This is a genomic window from Streptomyces sp. ISL-98 (assembly GCF_018614055.1).
Classification (GTDB): domain Bacteria; phylum Actinomycetota; class Actinomycetes; order Streptomycetales; family Streptomycetaceae; genus Streptomyces; species Streptomyces spiramyceticus.
Genome location: NZ_JAGGPB010000050.1, coordinates 44,920 through 63,042, shown reverse-complemented (window position 1 = coordinate 63,042; position 18,123 = coordinate 44,920). Strand labels below are relative to the sequence as shown.

General features: G+C 69.6%; 17 protein-coding genes and 1 pseudogene. 13 read left to right on the top strand and 5 right to left on the bottom strand.

Going from position 1 to position 18,123, the window contains the following annotated elements; all coding sequences use genetic code 11:
• Positions 1–19: 19 nt before the first annotated feature.
• The 3 genes from fabG to J7I98_RS30445 are packed head-to-tail and all read right to left on the bottom strand — an operon-like array spanning position 20 to position 2,327.
• Positions 20–724, bottom strand: a complete 705-nt coding sequence (fabG, locus tag J7I98_RS30455) for a 3-oxoacyl-ACP reductase FabG (protein WP_214928259.1) — start codon at positions 722–724, stop codon at positions 20–22.
• Positions 721–1,386 carry an HAD-IA family hydrolase gene (locus J7I98_RS30450; protein ID WP_214928258.1) on the bottom strand — a complete coding sequence of 222 codons (666 nt, stop codon included), beginning with the start codon at positions 1,384–1,386 and terminating at the stop codon, positions 721–723. The genes fabG and J7I98_RS30450 overlap by 4 nt, the downstream gene beginning before the upstream one ends.
• Positions 1,383–2,327, bottom strand: a complete 945-nt coding sequence (locus J7I98_RS30445) for an AfsA-related hotdog domain-containing protein (protein ID WP_214928257.1) — start codon at positions 2,325–2,327, stop codon at positions 1,383–1,385. The genes J7I98_RS30450 and J7I98_RS30445 overlap by 4 nt, the downstream gene beginning before the upstream one ends.
• Positions 2,328–2,628: 301 nt before the next feature.
• On the opposite strand from J7I98_RS30445, the gene J7I98_RS30440 reads away from it, so the two are divergent.
• Genes J7I98_RS30440 through J7I98_RS30430 form a run of 3 tightly spaced genes read left to right on the top strand, consistent with a single transcriptional unit; the run spans position 2,629 to position 5,301 of the window.
• Positions 2,629–2,913 carry an acyl carrier protein gene (locus tag J7I98_RS30440; protein ID WP_214928256.1) on the top strand — a complete coding sequence of 95 codons (285 nt, stop codon included), beginning with the start codon at positions 2,629–2,631 and terminating at the stop codon, positions 2,911–2,913.
• The gene (locus J7I98_RS30435; RefSeq protein WP_214928255.1) at positions 2,906–4,132 is read left to right on the top strand and encodes a beta-ketoacyl synthase; all 1,227 of its coding nucleotides are present in this window, start codon (positions 2,906–2,908) and stop codon (positions 4,130–4,132) included. Before J7I98_RS30440 ends, J7I98_RS30435 begins: the two co-directional genes overlap by 8 nt.
• Positions 4,129–5,301 (top strand): beta-ketoacyl synthase N-terminal-like domain-containing protein, encoded by a 1,173-nt coding sequence (locus J7I98_RS30430; protein ID WP_214928254.1) that lies wholly within the window; start codon positions 4,129–4,131, stop codon positions 5,299–5,301. Before J7I98_RS30435 ends, J7I98_RS30430 begins: the two co-directional genes overlap by 4 nt.
• Positions 5,302–5,468: 167 nt before the next feature.
• Here the strand turns inward: J7I98_RS30430 and J7I98_RS30425 are convergent, their stop codons facing one another.
• Positions 5,469–6,305 carry a UbiA family prenyltransferase gene (locus J7I98_RS30425; protein ID WP_214928253.1) on the bottom strand — a complete coding sequence of 279 codons (837 nt, stop codon included), beginning with the start codon at positions 6,303–6,305 and terminating at the stop codon, positions 5,469–5,471.
• A 471-nt stretch (positions 6,306–6,776) separates the two neighbouring features.
• Here J7I98_RS30425 and J7I98_RS30420 point away from each other — a divergent pair, with 471 nt between their 5' ends.
• From J7I98_RS30420 to J7I98_RS41515, 5 genes are all read left to right on the top strand, one after another.
• Positions 6,777–7,466, top strand: a complete 690-nt coding sequence (locus tag J7I98_RS30420) for a 4'-phosphopantetheinyl transferase superfamily protein (RefSeq protein ID WP_214928252.1) — start codon at positions 6,777–6,779, stop codon at positions 7,464–7,466.
• A 190-nt stretch (positions 7,467–7,656) separates the two neighbouring features.
• Entirely contained in the window at positions 7,657–8,718 is a 1,062-nt protein-coding gene (locus tag J7I98_RS30415; protein WP_214928251.1) for a sensor histidine kinase, read from the top strand.
• Entirely contained in the window at positions 8,696–9,376 is a 681-nt protein-coding gene (locus J7I98_RS30410; RefSeq protein WP_274558669.1) for a response regulator transcription factor, read from the top strand. Before J7I98_RS30415 ends, J7I98_RS30410 begins: the two co-directional genes overlap by 23 nt.
• A 238-nt stretch (positions 9,377–9,614) precedes the next feature.
• Positions 9,615–10,151: a hypothetical protein gene (locus J7I98_RS30405; RefSeq protein WP_214928250.1), complete on the top strand. Its 537-nt coding sequence runs from the start codon at positions 9,615–9,617 to the stop codon at positions 10,149–10,151.
• A 69-nt stretch (positions 10,152–10,220) separates the two neighbouring features.
• Positions 10,221–11,057: a DUF4097 family beta strand repeat-containing protein gene (locus tag J7I98_RS41515; RefSeq protein ID WP_251021434.1), complete on the top strand. Its 837-nt coding sequence runs from the start codon at positions 10,221–10,223 to the stop codon at positions 11,055–11,057.
• 566 nt (positions 11,058–11,623) lie between these two features.
• On the opposite strand, the pseudogene J7I98_RS43035 reads toward J7I98_RS41515, so the two are convergent.
• A pseudogene (locus tag J7I98_RS43035) lies at positions 11,624–11,851 on the bottom strand (histidine kinase dimerization/phospho-acceptor domain-containing protein); the annotation flags it as partial.
• 204 nt (positions 11,852–12,055) lie between these two features.
• Between J7I98_RS43035 and J7I98_RS30395 the strand changes: the two are divergent.
• The 5 genes from J7I98_RS30395 (at position 12,056) to J7I98_RS42355 (ending at position 17,978) form a co-directional block, all read left to right on the top strand.
• Complete coding sequence (locus J7I98_RS30395; protein WP_214928249.1) at positions 12,056–14,311, top strand: MMPL family transporter; 2,256 nt, start codon at positions 12,056–12,058, stop codon at positions 14,309–14,311.
• 287 nt (positions 14,312–14,598) lie between these two features.
• Positions 14,599–15,600, top strand: coding sequence for an ATP-binding cassette domain-containing protein (locus tag J7I98_RS30390; RefSeq protein ID WP_214928248.1), 1,002 nt, complete (start codon positions 14,599–14,601; stop codon positions 15,598–15,600).
• Positions 15,597–16,418 (top strand): ABC transporter permease, encoded by an 822-nt coding sequence (locus J7I98_RS30385; RefSeq protein WP_214928247.1) that lies wholly within the window; start codon positions 15,597–15,599, stop codon positions 16,416–16,418. The genes J7I98_RS30390 and J7I98_RS30385 overlap by 4 nt, the downstream gene beginning before the upstream one ends.
• Positions 16,419–16,484: 66 nt before the next feature.
• Positions 16,485–17,711 carry a cytochrome P450 gene (locus J7I98_RS30380; RefSeq protein WP_214928246.1) on the top strand — a complete coding sequence of 409 codons (1,227 nt, stop codon included), beginning with the start codon at positions 16,485–16,487 and terminating at the stop codon, positions 17,709–17,711.
• 45 nt (positions 17,712–17,756) lie between these two features.
• On the top strand, positions 17,757–17,978 hold the full coding sequence (locus J7I98_RS42355) for a ferredoxin (RefSeq protein ID WP_214928294.1): 222 nt from the start codon (positions 17,757–17,759) through the stop codon (positions 17,976–17,978).
• Positions 17,979–18,123: the final 145 nt, after the last annotated feature.

Genomic DNA, 18,123 nt, shown 5'->3' with positions numbered 1-18,123 from the left:
TCTCCTTTCTTCGCTGTTCTCAGCAGCCGACGCCGCCGCCGCCGGTCACCGGGACGTTGGCGCCGGTGACGTAGCTCGACCCGTCGCTCGCCAGGAAGCGCACCACCGCGGCGACCTCCTCCGGGGTGCCGACCCGCTTGAGGGAGGTCTCGCTGAGGAGCTGGTCCATCCGGTTGCCGGTGACGCCCTCGGCCATGTCGGTGGCGATGATTCCGGGTGAGACGGCGTTCGCGGTGATGTTGCGGGGGCCGAGCTCCTTGGCGAGCGAACGGGCCAGGCCGATCAGAGCGGCCTTGGAGGCCGCGTAGTTGGTCTGGCCCGGCGCTCCCGCAGTGCCGGTGGTGGAGGAAATGAAGATCAGCCGGCCCCAGCGGGCCTTCAGCATCCCGGGGATCACCTGCTGGGCGACGCGTACGGCGCCGAGCAGATTGGTGTCGATGACGGAGCTGAAGTCCTCCTCCGCCATGGAGAGCAGCAGACCGTCCCGGGTGATGCCGGCGTTGGACACCAGCACCTCGACCGGGCCCTGCTGTACGGCGACCTCCTCGACGGCGGCGGCGACCGCGGCCGAGTCGGTGACGTCGCAGCGTACGCCGAAGAGATCTGCGGGCGGCTCGCCGGAGCGGTAGGTGACGGCGACCTTGTCGCCGGCCTCGGCGAGGGCGCGGGCGACGGCGAGGCCGATCCCGCGGTTGCCACCGGTGACCAGTACGGAGCGACTCATGCGAACTCCCTTGTAGGGCTTGTGGAGAGGGGTGCGGTCAGGGCGTCCAGGCGTGCGCTCGCCTCGGCCGTGTCGGTGAAGTGGATGGTCTGCCAGCCGGCGGCCCGGGCACCGGCGCAGTTGACCTCGATGTCGTCGACGAGCAGGCAGTGCTCGGCGGGGACTCCCGCACGGGCCGCGGCCAGTTCGAACATGGCGGCCGACGGCTTGCGGTGGCCGACTTCGAAGGAGAGCAGTACGTCGTCGAAGAGTTCGTCCGGGTCGGTCATCCGGCGCCAGTGGGTGTCCCAGGTGGGCACCATGTTGGAGATCAGGCCGACGAAGGCGCCCCGGCGGCGTGCGCCGCGAAGGGCCCGTACCCAGTCGTGGTTGGTCTCGCGGCCGTCGAACCAGTCGTCGGCGAGCGTGGTCAGGCCGAGTGCGATGCCGTACTCCTGCGTGAGGACGGCGTCGATCCGGCGCAGCCACTCCGCCTCGGTGATCAGCGGGGTGTCGATGGGCTCCATGACGTCGTCGGTGCCGAAGGACGCGGTGACCTTTCCGATGGCGTGGCTCAGCCGGTCGACGGCGATGCCCTTGCGTGCGCAGAAGGAGCTGAGGGTGTGGCTGATCGGCGGTGTGAGCACGCCGCCGAAGTCTGTCCAGACGGCTCGTACGGTCATCGGGTCTCCTCCGCTGCGTGCAGGGTGGTGGCGATCTGCGCGACAGGTGAACCGCCCTGCGAGAAGGCGACGTCCACCATCTGTGCGTCGACCAGTGTCGCGGTGGCGGTCAGTGGCTCGTCGAGCTCGGCGTACCGCTGGAAGGAAGCGTCGATGCCGACGAGCCGGGTCGTCCCGGGGCGCTTCGCCAGGGTGAGCAGGGCCAGTTGGTGCGCGGCCTCGGTGAGCAGCATGGCCGGCAGATGGTCGTAGGCGTGGTCGAAGAGCGAGCGGTTGCCGAAGCGCGGAGTGACCTGGGCGGAGACGCTGCCCTCGGCTCGTACCGGCTGGGAGAGCAGTACGTTCAACGGGTGCACGCGGCCCACCGATCCGGGTTCGACCTGCTGGCTGTCGGGAGTGGCGGCGCAGTCGGCGCTGGACGGCGCGGGGGTGCCGCGCTGGGCGTGCCGGAGCGCCTCGTGGGAGTGGTGGGTGAGGAAGGCCGCGTACATGGTGTGTGTGCCGACGTGCTCACCGCCGAGGTGGAAGTCCTGGGTGACACTGCCGCGGCGCCAGACGCCGGTGCGGGTGGGACGCCCCTCGAAGCGGCTGTCGATCACCAGCTCGCCAGGGCGGTCCCCGATCAGCAGGGCCGCCGAATCGGTCAGCTCCAGACGGAAGTTGTCCACGATCATCGCGGTGTCGGACCGCACGCCCAGATGGGTGTGGGAGCCGTGGATCGCGGCCTGCCGTGCCGCTTCGAGCAGCAGAAGCGGGTCGTGCCGGGCGGGCGTGTGGGTGTGGTCGTTGTAGTAGGCGTGCGAGAGCGGCAACTGGGCCGCGGCGAGCACCCGCTTCAGCCCCAGGGGGCGTACGTCCGTGAGGAACACCTCGGAGACGGCGTCGCGGTGCACGAGGGAACGCTCCACCGTGCGCCCGAAATCGAGTTCTGTGCTTGCCACGTGGTCTGCGAGTTCTACTGGTTCTACGGGTTCTTCAAGGGCGACATCTTCCACGTCTGCCCGCATAAGCCATCCTCCCCGTTCTGATTTCCGGAATCGGGTTTCGATCCGGACCCTGCCAGCGATGAAAACACCAGAAGTGCCGGAAAGAGCAGGAACATTGCACGTCAGTGGTGCTCCGATACGCCTTTGGAAAGGGGGCGTACCCCTTTCGTGCATTCCCCCTTGTTGCCCGGCGCGAGCCCTGCCTACGTTTACGCCGGGCCACCGAACGTGGCGCGACCAGAAGGGGATTCAGGAAATGACGCAGCAGCAGAACGCCGGTTACGACGCTTCGTACTACGAGGAGAAGATCTCCGAGATCGTCACCGAGGAGCTGGAGCTGGAGCCCGGCGACCTGACCGTCTCCGGGGACTTCATAGAGGACTACGACAGCGACTCGCTCGCCCTCATCACCGTCGTTTCCCGGATCGAGAAGGAGCTGGGCGTTGCCCTGCCCAAGGAGGGCCTGGAGGAGCTGAAGACCCTCGGCGACCTCCTCGCCGCGGTGCACACCAAGCTCACGGAGGCACTGCAGGATGCCTGAGCGAAGCCCTGGGCGCCGAGTCGTCATCACCGGCCTGGGCGCCGTGAGCAGTGTCGGCATCGGGGTGGAGGCGTTCACCGCCGCCATCCGGGCCGGCGCGAGTGGCATCAGTCCCATCCAGTCCTTCGACACCACCGGCTTCCCGTACGTACGGGCGGGTGAGGTCCACGACTTCGAGCCCCGGGACATCCTGCTCAACCTCGACCCGGGGCAGTGGGGGCGCAGCAGTCTGCTGGCCGCCGCCGCGTCCCGGCTGGCTGTACAGGACGCCGGGATCGACCCGGCCGTGCTGGCCCGCAGCCGGGCCGGATCGGTCATGGGCACCACCAGCGGTGAGTCCGTCGTACTGCAGGAGCTCAGCGAGCAGTGGGTCGGTGACGGGCTGAAGAGCCTCGACCCTTCGCTGGTGGCGCAGCTGCCCGCGAGCCGCATCGCGGCCGCCGTCAACAGCGAACTGCTGCTGACCGGTGACGCGTTGACCATTCCGACGGCCTGTTCGGCGAGCAACTACGCGCTGGGCCACGCCTTCGACCTGGTGCGCAGCGGCGAGGCGGACGTCATGCTCGCGGGCGGCGCCGACGCCGTGAACCGGCTGACACACGCCGGCTTCTACCAGCTGGGCGCGATGGCCGAGGAGACTCCGCGGCCGTTCGACACCAACCGGGAGGGCATCCTCGCGGGCGAGGGCGGCGCGGCGCTGCTGCTCGAACCGCTGGACGACGCTCTGGACCGGGGGGCCCGTATCTATGCCGAGGTGCTCGGTTCGTGGGCCAACTGCGATGCGCACCACATGGTTCACCCCGACTCGGGATCGATCGCCGAGTGCATCAGGGCAGCTCACGAGGCGGCGGGTGTGACGCCCGGGCAGATCGACTACGTCTGCGCGCACGGCACCGGCACCCCGACCAACGACGCGACCGAGGTACAGGCCGTGCGCGAGGTCTTCGGGGACCGGCTGCCGCCCGTCAGCTCCATCAAGTCGATGATCGGCCACACCATGGGCGCGGCCAGCGGCTTCGGCGCGGTCATCTGCTGCAAGGCCATCGAGGAGGGCTTCCTGCCGCCGACCGCCAATGTGGTCGAGGTGGATCCCGCACTCGGGCCCGGCCTGGACCCCGTACCGGGGAAGGCCCGTCCGGCGCGCGTGGACATCGTGCAGAACCACGGGTTCGCGTTCGGCGGCAACAACGTCATCACCATCCTGGGGAGGGTCTCGTGACGACAGCGCAGGCACCGGCGCAACCACTCGCGCGGGCGGCCACCGCCGTACGGCCGCTGGTGATCACCGGCCATGGTGTGGTGTCGGCGGCCGGACTCGGCCTGGGCCCGCTCGGCGAGCTGCTGGCCGCCGGCGGACCTGGCCACACGGGACCGCAGGGCGACGACGCGGCGGACTACCCTCCGCGCGCGGTGCGTACGGTGCCCGGTTTCAAGGCCGCAGACCATCTCGGGCGCAAGGGCACCCGCCATCTCGACCGGCTCACCGGCCTCGGCCTGGTGGCCTGCAAGGAGGCACTGGACGGCCTAGGCGCATCCGGCGCCGCGGTCACCGATGCGGACAGCAGGCGTACCGGTGTGGTGATGGCGACCAGCACAGGTTCGATCCAGAGCCTGAGCGAACTGGCCAGGGACACCCTGGTGCAGGATGCGCCGTACATGGTCAACCCCAGCCGCTTTCCCAATACGGTGATGAACTGCTGCGCGGGCCAGATCGCCATCCGCAACGGACTGCGCGGCCTGAACGCCACCGTCGCCGGCGGCCGTCTCTCGGGGCTCTTCGCCTTCCGGCACGCCAGGGTCGCCCTCTCCCAGGGGCGCGCGGAGCGGCTTCTTGTCGGCGGTACGGAGGAGCTGAGCGCCCCTGCCGCCTGGGCCTGGCACCGTACGGGCGTACTGCGGGAGCAGGCCGCCGTCGGTGAAGGCAGCGCCGTCTTCATGGTCGAGGACGCCGAGCGTGCGGCGGGGCGCGGGCACACCGCGCTCGCCGAACTGCTCGCCTGCGAGGTCGGGTTCTACGGTGCGACGGCCGAGCGCCACAGCCTCGCCACCGGCCTCGCCGAGTGCGTGGAGCGTGCGCTGGTACGCAGCCGGGTGGCCGTGGAGGAGATCACCACGGTGGCTCTGGGCGCCACCCATCACGTCGGCCTGGACCGCGTCGAGGAACTGGCGGTGGAATCGGCGCTCGGCGGGCTGCCGGGAGCGGTACGGATCGCCGAGGCGCTCGGGGAGACGTACAGCGCGGCTGGTGCCTTCCAGGTCGCGGCGGTGCTTGCCCAGTGGCAGCGCGATCCGGCGCCTTCCGGATCCGTACGTACCGCTCTGATCACCTCGGTCGGCCAGGACGGCAACGCGGGCGCGCTGGTGCTCCGCGACGTCGCGGGCGGCTGAGACCTACGGGCCGACGCCCCCACAGACGTGCCTCCGGCCGAATCCCCCGCGGGCCGGGGCACAACAGGAGGCCGGCCGGTCAGCTCCCCCGCGACCGGCCGGCCGACTGGCTCCCTTCGACGCTCAGACCTCGACACTCAGAAGCCCGACGCTCAGAACCTCGACGCTCAGAACGCCGTCTGGCCGAGCAGCGAGACATGGGCGAGGTGCTGGGTGACCATGAACATCCGGTACGGGCGACGGCGTACCGCACGCGAGGCGCCCGGCCGCTGCCCGAGCGTCACCACGGCAACCCCCGCGCCGCCCACCAGCACCACGACGGCAGCCGGAGCCAGGTCCGGTGCCCACAGCGCGGTCGCCGCGGCGAACCCGCAGCCGACGGCGAGAGCTCCGGCTGCGATCAGCGCTCGGGTGCGCTTCTCGCCCAGCGTGACGGCCCAGGTGCGGCGGCCGACCGCGGCGTCGCCGGCGATGTCCGAGAGGTCCTTGGCGACCGCGCCGACGAGCGCCATCCACAGCGACATGGCCACGCTGAGGACGATCAGGTCGGTCAGGCGGCCCGTGGCGCCGAGCGCCACCGGGCCCGCGCAATAGGTGAGGATGCCGGAGACGAGCACCACGGCCATCGCCGCGGACGTGCGGTTCTTCAGGGCGAGGCCCGGCGCGGAATAGGCATGTCCGAGCAGCAGCAGCGCGGAGACGAGCAGCAGCATGCCCTGGCCGACCAGTGCGCCCGCCAGCAGCGCGACGGCGAATGAACAACGGGCGATGAAAAGCGCCGTACGCTCCGGGAGCGCTCCGACGGCTATGGGCCGGAGCGAACCGTTGAGCCGGTCCTCGCGGGAATCCGTACAGCCGTTGTAGAGATACGTGTAGAAGATCGCGCAGAACCATGCGAGTGCGCCGAGACCGACCGTCCCGAAAAGCTGCGTACCGCTGAAGGAAACAGTGGAAGCCGCAAGCCCGACCCCCGCCAGAAAACGCAGCTGAAACGCTGCCTGCACTGCTGGACGCGATTCCTTGAGACTCAGCAGGAGGAGTCGAGGTGCGCTCTTTTCGGGAGAACCGGCGGGGACATTACCAGTGGACGGAATTACGGACCGAGATCGCGTCGTCACATTCGGCATGTCCGGATTGTAGGCAGGCTCAACCGGCACTGGCTGCACTGCCAATGAGCCACTCATGGCACTAAAGGAGTATGGAAAAAAGGGCTGTTGAGCCCCATGGGGCCGCTGGGCCGCCGTCCGCCGCGAATCGGCGCGACGGCGGCCCTTTTCGCGTGGCACGTGGCCTGGTCCGTCGCGCGGTACGCCGCCCGGCCGGTCACGTGGTACGTCGCACCGCGCCCCAAGTGGACCCCTGCCCCGAGCCCCCTCTGCGATTGAGTTTCCGCAGGCGGGCGCCACTTCCGGCACCCCGCTTCCCGTGAAGGGCCGTTGGCAGCCCTGGTCCGTTTCCGACCTCCGGGAAGCCTCATGCGCACCCCTGTCCTGGATCCTGAAGAGATCCATGTCTGGTTCGTGGCCCTCGACCGCATACGCGTCACCGAAGCCACCGACATCCTCGACGACTCCGAGCTCCGCCGGGCGACGGGCATCCGTCACCGGGCCGGCCGGTTCCGCTATCTCTCCGCGCACCTCGCGCTGCGCACCCTGCTCGCCGGGTATCTCGGCGTCGTCCCACAGCTCCCGCGCTTCGAGCGCCGCTGCCCCGACCCGGACGAGTGCGGCGGGTGCGGGGCCGGAAAACCCGCGCTGCGGGCGGGCCCCTGGCCCGAGTTCGACATCAACCTCTCGCACTCCGGCTCCGCCGCCCTGCTGGCGCTGTGCCGTGCGCCCGGCGTGGTCGGTGTGGACATCGAACGGATACGCAGCCACTTCGACTGGAGCCGGGTGCCGGCCGTCGGACCGAGTGGCCGCGTGGCCGGATTCCGTACCTGGACCGGCATCGAGGCGGTGGGGAAAGCCGCCGGTACGGGACTGCGGGACATGGCCGCCATCGGCCCTCCGGAGCCCGGTGGAATTCGGCGGGCCCGCCTCCCCGGCGACGTATCCGACTGGTACGTGTCCGAGGTCGAATGCCCGGACGGATATGTCGGTTCTCTTGCAACCAATCGACCCGGAGTAACTGTGAGGACATACCACTGGCCGCCCATTGATCCGTAGTCGTATACGAGCCGCCACGCACCGTAGTTCAATATGTGGGACATCGGGCTCATCACGTTGACACTGGTCACAGACCCGGCCATGATCCCCGAGGATGAGCTCGGGGGGAGTGGGGTGAGCTCCGATGACACAACAAATAGATGCCACGGATGCAACGTTCGGACCGACAGCGTCGACGGCCGAAAAGTTCTTGAGCCGTAAACCACAATTGCTGAAGCAGTACCGGCTCCGGCTGGAGCAGATCAAGAGCCCGCTGGTGACCGACGAGGGCGCTTGGAAAGGCTGTGCGCTGCAGGCCGAGCGGATCATCACGGACTGCGCGGACAGCCTTCTGCACGACAAGGCGCAGGTTCGCGGTTCCCTGATCCAGCAGGTGCAGGGACTGGGGATGGAACGCGCCACCCAGGGTATTTACGGCGTCCATTCCATCCGCGCGGGCGTCATCCTCTTCGAACTCGCCTTTGACGCACTGGCCGAGGCCGTCGCGGACAGTCCCGGTGACCTCGGGCGGTTCGGTGCGGCGGTCCGGTCCCTGCAAATGGGCATCGGCGAGCGGCTGGAGGCCGGGGCTCTCGGCCACGACATCTACCTGCTCAATACCGTACGAGAGGTGAATGCGGCCGGACACCGGCAGCTCGCCCGCGAGATCCACGACCATCTCGGCAACAACGTCAGTCTCGCGCTGCGGCAGTTGGAGCTGTACGAGATCGACAGGGACAAGCGGCCCGAGCACACCGAAGCCCGCATCGCCGCCGTCAAGGCGACCCTTACCGAATCGCTCGGCATCATCCGCGATCTCGTCGGACAGCTGCGCAGATCGGAGAGCGAGGGCACGCTGCAAGGTGCCTTCACCGCCTTCCTGGAGTCCATGGCGATCACCCATCCCGAGGTGCGCGTCCAGGTCAACGGCAGTGAGGAGTGGGCCCCGCAGCAGGTGCTCGACGAGATCTTCCTCGTGGTACGGGAGTGCCTGCGCAACGCACTCGCCCACGCAGACGCGCAGCAGGTCCTCGCGGTCGTCGACATCGCGCCGTTCGGCGTGCACGCGCTGATCGAGGACGACGGATGCGGCTTCGACCTCGCGGCGGTCGGGGACGCCGGCCTTGCCAACGGCATCGCGTCGGCCACCGAGCGGGTCGAACTCCTCGGCGGAACCATCCTGATCTCCAGCAATCCCAGGGCCGGCGGTACCCGCGTCACGGTCTCCATCCCACTGTCGGAGCACTCAGGTGACACTGAATCCGGGTCCTGAAACGATCCGCATACTCGCCGCGGACGACCACACACTGTTGCGTACGGCGCTGTGCGAACTGCTGCGGGCCGAGGACGACTTCGAGGTGGTCGCGGAGGCGAGCAGCGGCCGTGACCTCCTCGCACTCGTCGAGAAGAACCGGCCGCATGTGGTGCTTCTCGATGTCGAGATGCCGCACAACCATCCCAAGACGACGGTCCGCAGGCTGCTGGAGCACTTCCCCGACCTGCGCGTGATCATCCTGTCGATGTTCGACGACCCGCCCCTGGTCCAGGAGTTGCTCCAACTGGGGGCGCGCGGTTTTCTGCACAAGAGCGTGCCGCGCGAGGCGCTCCTGTCAGCCATCCGCAATGCCGCCCAGGACGACCAGCAGGTCACCATCTCCGTTTCCCGGCAGAGCTTCACCGGGGGCGTGGAGCGGGGCCGGGAGCACTCGTCCGGGGCGGTGTCGCCGCGCGAGCGCGAGGTGCTGGTCTGCGTCTCGGAGGCGCTGAGCAACCGGCAGATCGCGGTCAGGCTGGGCATCACCGAGGGCACGGTCAAGCGCCACCTGCGCAATATCTTCGACAAGTTGGGCGCGGTCTCCAGGATCGACGCCGTGAACAAGGCGATGGCTCTGTCGCTGATCGCCGCGCCACGGGGCCGTTCCGTGCGCTGAGCTTGATCTTTACGGTCGGAGCCGATCACGTTCGATGAAGATCTCGGAGATTGCCCCGCAGGCGTGAGGACACGGGCCCGCGGCGCAGCCGCTGATGTCGCTGCGCCCCGGACCCCGCTCCTCAAACTCCCCCAAGGACTACGTCCAGGGGGGACCCCCAGGGGCTGGATTCTGACCCCTGCACCATCATGGCGCCATGCGACTTGCCATGGCGCCATGATGGTGCCATGATTGCGCTATGGACCTCACTCCCTACGTCGACAACCTCCGGCACGAACTCGGCGTCGCCGCCGAAGCCGGTGGAGACGAAGCCCGTGCCCTGGCCGAGCGGCTCACCGCCCAGCTCGAGTCGGCCGCCCGGCTCACCCTGCTGAACGCCCTGTCCGACGCGATGGACGAGGTCACCCGCGACCTGGCCCCAGGCTCGGTCGACGTACGACTGCGCGGGCTCGACCCCGAGTTCGTGGTCACGGCCCCGCCCACCCCGGACACCTTCGGCGAGGGCGACGCCCCGGCGCCGCCGGCGGCGCCCACACCGCCGGCCCCGGTGGACTTCGAGGACGGCGCCACCTCGCGCATCAACTTCCGCCCGCCCGCCCAGCTCAAGGTCCGGGTCGAGGAGGCCGCGAGCCGCGAAGGGCTCTCGGTCAACGCCTGGCTGGTCAGGGCCGTCGCCGCCGCCCTGGAACCCACGGCGGCTCGCGGCAAGAGCGGCTCACCCGGCTCGAGCCGGTCGCACGCGGCCGGGCAGGGATTCACCGGCTGGGTGCGCTAGCCCACCCCGCACCGCTCACGTACTCCCAACCAAGCAACCAACACACAACAGCCAAAGGACGGCTCAGCCATGCCTACTTTCGACACCCCCGAGCCCCTCTCCGCCACCCTTGAACTCGATTTCGGGCGGATCCGGATCATCGCGGGCAAGCGCACCGACACCGTGGTCGAGGTGACGCCGAGCGACCCCGGCAACAAGCAGGACGTACAGGCCGCCGAGGACACCAAGGTCACCTGCGCGGGCGGGGAGCTCGTGGTCAAGGGCCCCAAGAATCGCTCGCCCTTCGGCAAGATCGGCTCGGTCGATGTGACCGTCGAGCTGCCCACGGGCTCGGACCTGACCGGCAAGACGGGTCTCGGCGACTTCATCGCCGAGGGCCGGTTCGGGAACTGCCACCTGACGACGTCCACCGGTGACATCCAGCTGGAAGAGGCCGCGGCCGTACAGCTGAAGACCCCGCACGGGGACATCCTCGTGGACCGTGCGACGGGCGAGGTCGAGATCCAGGGGTCGGGGCGGGTACGGGTCGGCCGGGCCGACTCCACGGCCACCATCAAGAACCTCAACGGCGAGACCGCGATCGGGGAGATCCGCGGGGAGCTGACGGTGCGCTCGTCCAACGGGCCCATCAGCGTCCAGCACGCGGGCTCCTCCGTCACGGCCAAGTCCGCGAGCGGCGCGATTCGGCTCGCCGAGGTGGTGCGTGGGCAGATCAGCCTGGAGACCTCGGCCGGGGCGCTCGAGATCGGGATCGCCGAGGGGTCTGCGGCCTGGCTGGATGTGCGGTCCAAGGCGGGGCGTGTACGTAATGAGCTCGGGGCGGCAGAGGGGCCCCAGGCGTCCGAGGAGACGGTCGAGGTTCGGGGCCGGACCAGCGCCGGCGACATCGTGATCCGCCGGGCCTGAGCCGCTCACCGGCCCCAGAGGACCCGAGCCGCTCACCGCTCCAAAAGGGCCTGCCCCGCCCGCGGCGTGAGCACCATGGGTGAGGCCGCCCCCAGGTGTGTCCTCCGCGCTCAGCGTCCCGCCCATCGACTCCGTGAACCCGCGGGCGACTGCCAAGCCGAGACCCACGCCCGCCCCGCGTGAGGCGTCGCCGTAGCGCTGGAAGGGCTCGAAGATGCGTCCTTGGCATCGTCCGGGACGCCGGGGCCGCGGTCGACGACACGACGACACGGACCTCGACTCGCTCGCCGAGGGTGCCGGCTGCGACCGGCACGGGCTCGGCGTTGGGGCTGTACTTCACCGCGTTCCCCACGACGTTGGCGACGACCCGCTCCAACAGGCCCTTGTCGACCGTGACCATGGCAGGTTCTCGGGATGTCCAGTTCGACGCTCTCCAGCGGTACGCCGCCGAGCGCCGCCGGGACCACCTCGTCGAGGTCGACCTCGCGGATGAGCGGGGCGACCGTGCCGGCCTGCAGGCGGGACACGTCGAGGAGGTTGCCGACCAGGTGGCCCAGGCAGTCCGCCGTCCTCGATGCCTTCCAGGAGCTCCGCCCGATCCTCGTCCGACCGGTGCACGCCCTCCGAGCGCAGGGACGTGACGCAGACCTGATGCCGGCGAGGGGCGTGCGCAGGTCGTGGCTGACCGCCGCGAGCAGCGCCGTACGGATCCGGTTGCCCTCCGGGATGCCGCGCGCCTGCTGAGCTTCGCCCTGCAGCCGCCGCCGCCCCTGACGGCCCCCGGCCGAAGTCATGGCGCCACTTTGGCTCGCAAATGGCGCCACACTTATGCCATGATGGCAACGCGGGGATTGACCGTTCCCCGCGCGCTTTCCAGCACCACTCGTGCACCCAGCCAGACACAACCCATGCGCCGCCATGGCGCCATTCCGTGCTGCCCGGATGCCGATCACCGACCACTCAAACGACCACACGACCGACCCAACGGGAGTCCCACCGTGGCTACGTTCCTTTCCAGACTGGGCCGCCTCGCCTTCAGGCGCCGGGGGGTGACGCTACTGCTCTGGCTGCTGATATTCGGCGGCGTGGGCTTTGCCGCCTCCTCCGCGCCGACGCCGCCCGCCGACACGTTCTCGATGCCGGGCACCGAGTCGCAGGAGGCCTTCGACCTGCTGACGGAGAAGTTCCCTGACGCGAGCGCCGACGGCGCCAGCGCCCGGGTCGTCGTCCGGGCCCCCTGGGGCCAGAAGATCACCGCCCCCGAGCAGCGGGCCGAAGTCGGCCGCCTCGTCGCCGCGTTGGGCACGTCCTCCTCGCAGGTGGTGGGCGCCTCCGACCCCTACAAGACCGCCGAGATCAGCATCAGCAAGGACGGTACGACCGCCTACACGGTGGTGACGTACAAGGTCTCCGCGAAGGAGGTCGGCGACAAGGCGCACGACGCGCTCGACGCGGCCATCGCGAAGGCCGACAAGGCGGGACTGACCGTCGAGGCCGGCGGTGACGCTGTGAAGATCGACCAGACGATGGGCGGCACCGGCGAGCAGATCGGCATCCTGGTCTCCGCAATCGTCCTCGTCCTGACCTTCGGCTCGGTGATCGCGGCCGGAATGCCGCTGATCACCGCGCTGATCGGGGTCGGCATCGGCATCTCCGGCATCACCGCGCTCGGCTCCGCCCTCGGCCTGTCCGGCAACACCGCGACCCTCGCGATGATGATCGGCCTCGCGGTCGGCATCGACTACGCCCTGTTCATCGTCTCCCGCTTCCGCGCCGAGCGCGCCGAGGGGCGCAGCCCCGAAGAGGCCGCAGGACGGGCCGTCGGCACCGCGGGTTCGGCGGTCGTCTTCGCGGGGCTGACCGTCATCGTGGCCCTCGCCGGACTGGCCGTCGTCAACATCCCGATGCTCACCAAGATGGGCCTCTCCGCGGCCGGCACCGTCGCGGTCTCCGTGCTCGTCGCGATCACCCTGGTCCCCGCCCTGCTCGGCTTCGCGCCGGTCAAGGTGATGGCTCGCAAGGGGCGCCTGCAGTACGCCGTCAAGCCGCTGTCGGAGGGCAAGCAGCGCAAGGCCGCCAAGCGCGCGGCCAAGCTCACCAAGAAGGACAAGCCCAACCTCGGCTCCCGCTGGGCCAGTTACGTCCTGCGCCACCCCGTGGCCGTCCTGCTCATCGGCGTGGTCGGCCTCGGCACGGTCGCCGTACCGGCCACGAGCCTCGAACTCGGGCAGCCCGGCGAGGGCTCGATGTCGACGAAGACCACCCAGCGCAAGGCGTACGACATGCTGTCGGAGTCCTTCGGGCCCGGGTTCAACGGACCCCTGATGATCACCGTGCAGGCCGAGGACGCCACGAAGGCGGCCGACTCCGCGGGCAAGGTCTTCGCCCGGAACCCCGGCGTGGCCTCGGTCTCCCCCGCCATCGGCAACAAGGCGGACGACACCGCGATCATCAACATCATCCCGAAGACCGGCCCGACCGAGAAGAAGACCGAGGAGCTGGTCCGCGAACTCCGCGACACCGCCGACGGCTTGGAGCGGAGCAACGCGTCCCAGATCCTGGTGACCGGCCAGACGGCGATGTTCATCGACTTCTCGCAGACCCTGGACGACGCGCTCCTGCCCTACCTGGGCCTGGTCGTGGGCCTCGCCTTCCTGCTCCTGATGGTGGTCTTCCGCTCCATCCTGGTCCCGCTCAAGGCGGCCCTCGGGTTCCTGCTCTCGGTGGCCGCGGCGCTCGGCGCCGTCGTGGCGGTCTTCCAGTGGGGCTGGTTCGCGGATGTCCTCGGCATCGAGCAGACCGGCCCGATCATGAGCACGATGCCGATCTTCATGATCGGCGTAGTCTTCGGCCTCGCGATGGACTACGAGGTCTTCCTGGTCAGCCGGATGCGTGAGTCGTACGTCCACGGAGCACGCCCGGCCGAAGCGGTCGTCGACGGCTTCCGCCACGGCGGCCGGGTCGTCGCCGCGGCCGCGGTCATCATGATGAGCGTCTTCTCCGGCTTCATCGTGGAGGACAACGACTTCATCAAGATGATCGGCTTCGCCCTCGCGATCGCCGTCCTCTTCGACGCCTTCATCGTCCGCATGGCGATCGTGCCCGCGCTCTTCGCCCTGCTCGGCGAGTCCGCCTGGTGGCTCCCGAAGTGGCTGGACCGGATCCTGCCCCGGGTGGATGTCGAGGGCGAGACGCTCGACCAGCACGAGCACTCCGCACCGCACTCGCGGCGGGAGAGCACCCTCGTCGGCTGAGTGGGCTCCGCAAGATGGCACCACGATGGCGCCCCCGTACCGGTTCCTGATCGGTACGGGGGCGCCATCTCGTGACGTACATCTACGCAGGTCAGGCGGGGCAACGCGGCATGAATGAAAAGAATGGCGCCACTTCGGCTCGCAATGGCGCCATAGATGTACCATCATAGAGACGCAAGCACGGCACAGCACCCCGTGAATTGCGCCAGACATGCGCCACCTGAGCGCCACGGCCGGTTGGCCGCCTCCGTCCGTCCCCGGATTCCCTGCAGAAAGGCCCGCCCACCATGAACACCGCGACCCAGGTGTCCACCACCACGCGAGCAGCCGCGATCTCCGCGATCGGCCTGCGCAAGTCGTACGGCGACAAGGTGGTGCTCGACGGAATCGACCTTCGGATCCCCGAGGGCACGATCTTCGCCCTGCTCGGCCCCAACGGCGCCGGCAAGACCACCACCGTGGAGATCCTCTCCACGCTGATCACGGCCGACGGGGGCGAGGCGCAGATCGCGGGCCACGACGTGGTCGCCGACGCCGACGAGGTACGCCACCAGATCGGCGTCACCGGACAGTTCGCTGCCGTCGACGGACTGCTCACCGCCGAGGAGAACTTGCTCCTCATGGCCGACCTGCACCACCTGAGCAAGCGCGAGGGCCGCCGCCGCGCCGCCGATCTCCTGGAGCGGTTCGAGCTGACCGAGGCGGCCCGCAAAAACGTCGCCACCTTCTCCGGCGGTATGCGCCGCAAGCTCGACCTGGCGATGACGCTGGTCGGCTCGCCGCGGATCATCTTCCTCGACGAGCCGACCACCGGCCTCGACCCGCGCAGCCGCCGCGTCATGTGGGAGCTCATCCGGGACCAGGTGAACCAGGGCGTGACCATCTTCCTGACCACGCAGTATCTGGAGGAGGCCGACCAACTCGCCGACCGCATCGCGGTGCTGGACCACGGCAAGCTGGTCGCCGAGGGGACCGCGGCCGAGCTGAAGCGACTGATCCCCGGTGGCCACATCCGCGTCCAGTTCGCCGACGCGGCCCACCTCGACAAGGCAGCCGATCTCTTCGGCGTCGCCACCCGCGACGACGAGTCGCTCACCCTGCAGATCCCCAGCGACGGCTCGATCACCAACCTCCGCGCGGTCCTCGACGTCCTGGACACCACCGAGGTGCAGGCCGAGTCGCTCACCGTGCACACCCCCGACCTCGACGACGTCTTCCTCACCCTCACCGGCCAGCAGAACGCCCCCACCGCCACCTCCGCGACCGCCCAGAAGGAGTCGAACCGATGAGCACCGTCACCCTCTCCCCGGCCAAGCCCGCCAAGCCGACCCGCTCGTACGCGCTGCGCGACTCCATGACGATGCTGCGCCGCAACCTCAAGCACATGCTGCGCTACCCGTCGATGACGGTCATGATCGTCATGATGCCGATCGTGATGCTGCTGCTGTTCGTGTACGTCTTCGGCGGCGCGCTCGGCACGGGCATCGGGGGCACCGGCCGCGGCGACTACACCAACTACGTGGTGCCCGGCATCATCCTGATGGCCGTGACCTCCGGCGCCATCACGACCGCCATCTCCGTCTGCACCGACATGACGGAAGGCATCGTCAACCGCTTCCGTACGATGTCGATCTCGCGCGGATCCATCCTCACCGGCCATGTCTTCGCCAGCGTCATCCAGGCCGCGGCGATCCTCGTCCTGATCATCGGAGCCTCCTTCGCGGTGGGCTTCCGCCCCGACGCCTCGCCCGTCGAGTGGATCGCCGCCATCGGCCTGCTCCTCTTCCTCGCCTTCGGGCTCAGCTGGGTGACCGCTGCGATGGGCCTGGGTGCCAAGACCATCGAGGCCGCGTCCAACGCCCCGATGCCGCTGACCTTCCTGCCCTTCCTCGGCAGCGCGGTCGTCACCCCGGACTCCATGCCGACCGTTCTGCGCTGGTTCGCCGAGTACCAGCCCTTCACCCCGATCAACGAGACCCTGCGCGGCCTCCTGCTCGGCACCCCGATCGGCAACGACGGCTGGATCGCCCTCGCCTGGTGCGCGGGGCTCGCCCTGGTCGGCTACCTCTGGTCGCGCTCCACCTTCAACCGCACCGTCACACGCTGACCATCACCTGCTGAGCCCAGCGAGACAGGCAAGCACACCCCGCCCGACGATCGCAGGAGGACCCCCATGTCGTACGACCCGACGGCCGCCGACACCACCGCCGAAGAGCCGCCCACCCTCCCCACCGACCGGCGCACCGGCTGCCCCTTCGACCCGCCCGCCGAACTCACCGCGCTGAGCGACAAGCCGCTGCGCCGCATGCGTTACGCCGACGGACACGTGGGCCGGCTGGTCACCGGCCATGCCGCGGCCCGCGCGATCCTGGCCGACCCGCGCTTCAGCTCACGCTACGAACTCATGCATCCGCCGTTCCCGATGGCAGGCATGCCGGAGGAGATGCCGCCGGCGCCGACCGGCGACATCATCGGCCTCGACGCCCCCGAGCACACCCGCTACCGGCGCCTGCTCACCGGTAAGTTCACCGTCCGCCGCATGCGTCAACTCGCCGACCGAGTAGCGCAGTTAACCACCGAGTGCCTGGACGCCATGGAGCAGGCCGGGCCCACGGCCGACCTGGTGGAGGCGTTCGCGCAGCCCGTGCCCGCGCTCATGATCTGCGAGCTGCTCGGCGTGCCGTACGCCGACCGGGAGCGCTTCCAGAGCCAGGTGGCGACCATCTTCGACCAGACGGCGGATGCGGAGGCGAAGGGCGAGGCCTATACGGCGCTGCTCCAGTACCTGAACGAACTGGTCCTCGCCAAGCGCGCCGAGCCCACCGACGACCTGCTCAGCGATCTGACCACCTCCGACCTCACCGACGAGGAACTGGCCGGAATCGGCGGGCTGCTGCTCGCCGCCGGTCTCGACACCACCGCCAACATGCTCGGCCTCGGCACCTTCGCCCTGCTGAGCAACCCCGACCAGCTCGAGGCCCTGCGCGCCGACCCGGGCCTCGCCGAGCAGACCGTGGAGGAGCTGCTTCGCTACCTCACCGTGGCCGACCCGATTCCGCGATCGGCGCTCGAGGACGTCGAGGTGGAGGGCCGGCTGATCAGGGCGGGCGAGACGGTGACCATTTCCGTGCAGGCCGCCAACCGCGACCCGCACAAGTTCCCCGACCCCGACCGGCTCGACATCCACCGCAAGGCCACCGGTCACCTGGCCTTCGGCCACGGCGCCCACCAGTGTCTCGGCCAGCAGCTCGCCCGCGTCGAGATGACCGTCGCCTTCCCGGCGCTGTTCGCCCGCTTCCCCACCCTGCGCCTCGCGGTGCCGCCCGAGGAAGTGCCGCTGCGCGACTGCTCCAACATCTACGGCGTGATCAGCCTGCCCGTCACCTGGGACAAGGAGTAGCCCATGAGCGACCCTTCCCCAAGCTCTTCGAGCAGGGGATACCCCATGGAGCCGCTGCGTCTCAGCGTCGACCGTGACCGCTGCGCCGGCGCCGGCATGTGCGCCCTGACGGCTCCCGAGGTCTTCGACCAGGACGACGAGGAAGGCCTGGTGGTGCTCCTGCACCCCGCGCCGGCCCCCGAGCACCGGGCCGCCGCCCGGATGGCCGTCGGCCTCTGCCCCGCCGGAGCCATCGCCCTCAACTCCCCGGATTCCACGGACTCGTAGCGACGTGGCACCTCACGGACCGAGAACCCCGCACCGCGCACCGGTGGGGGGCTCTCGCGTGTGCGGACCCGTCCGCCACGCCGCCCCGGCCCCCGGGCTCAGCACACAGCACCGCGTCGGTCAGCTCGCCCGAACACCCCCGCAA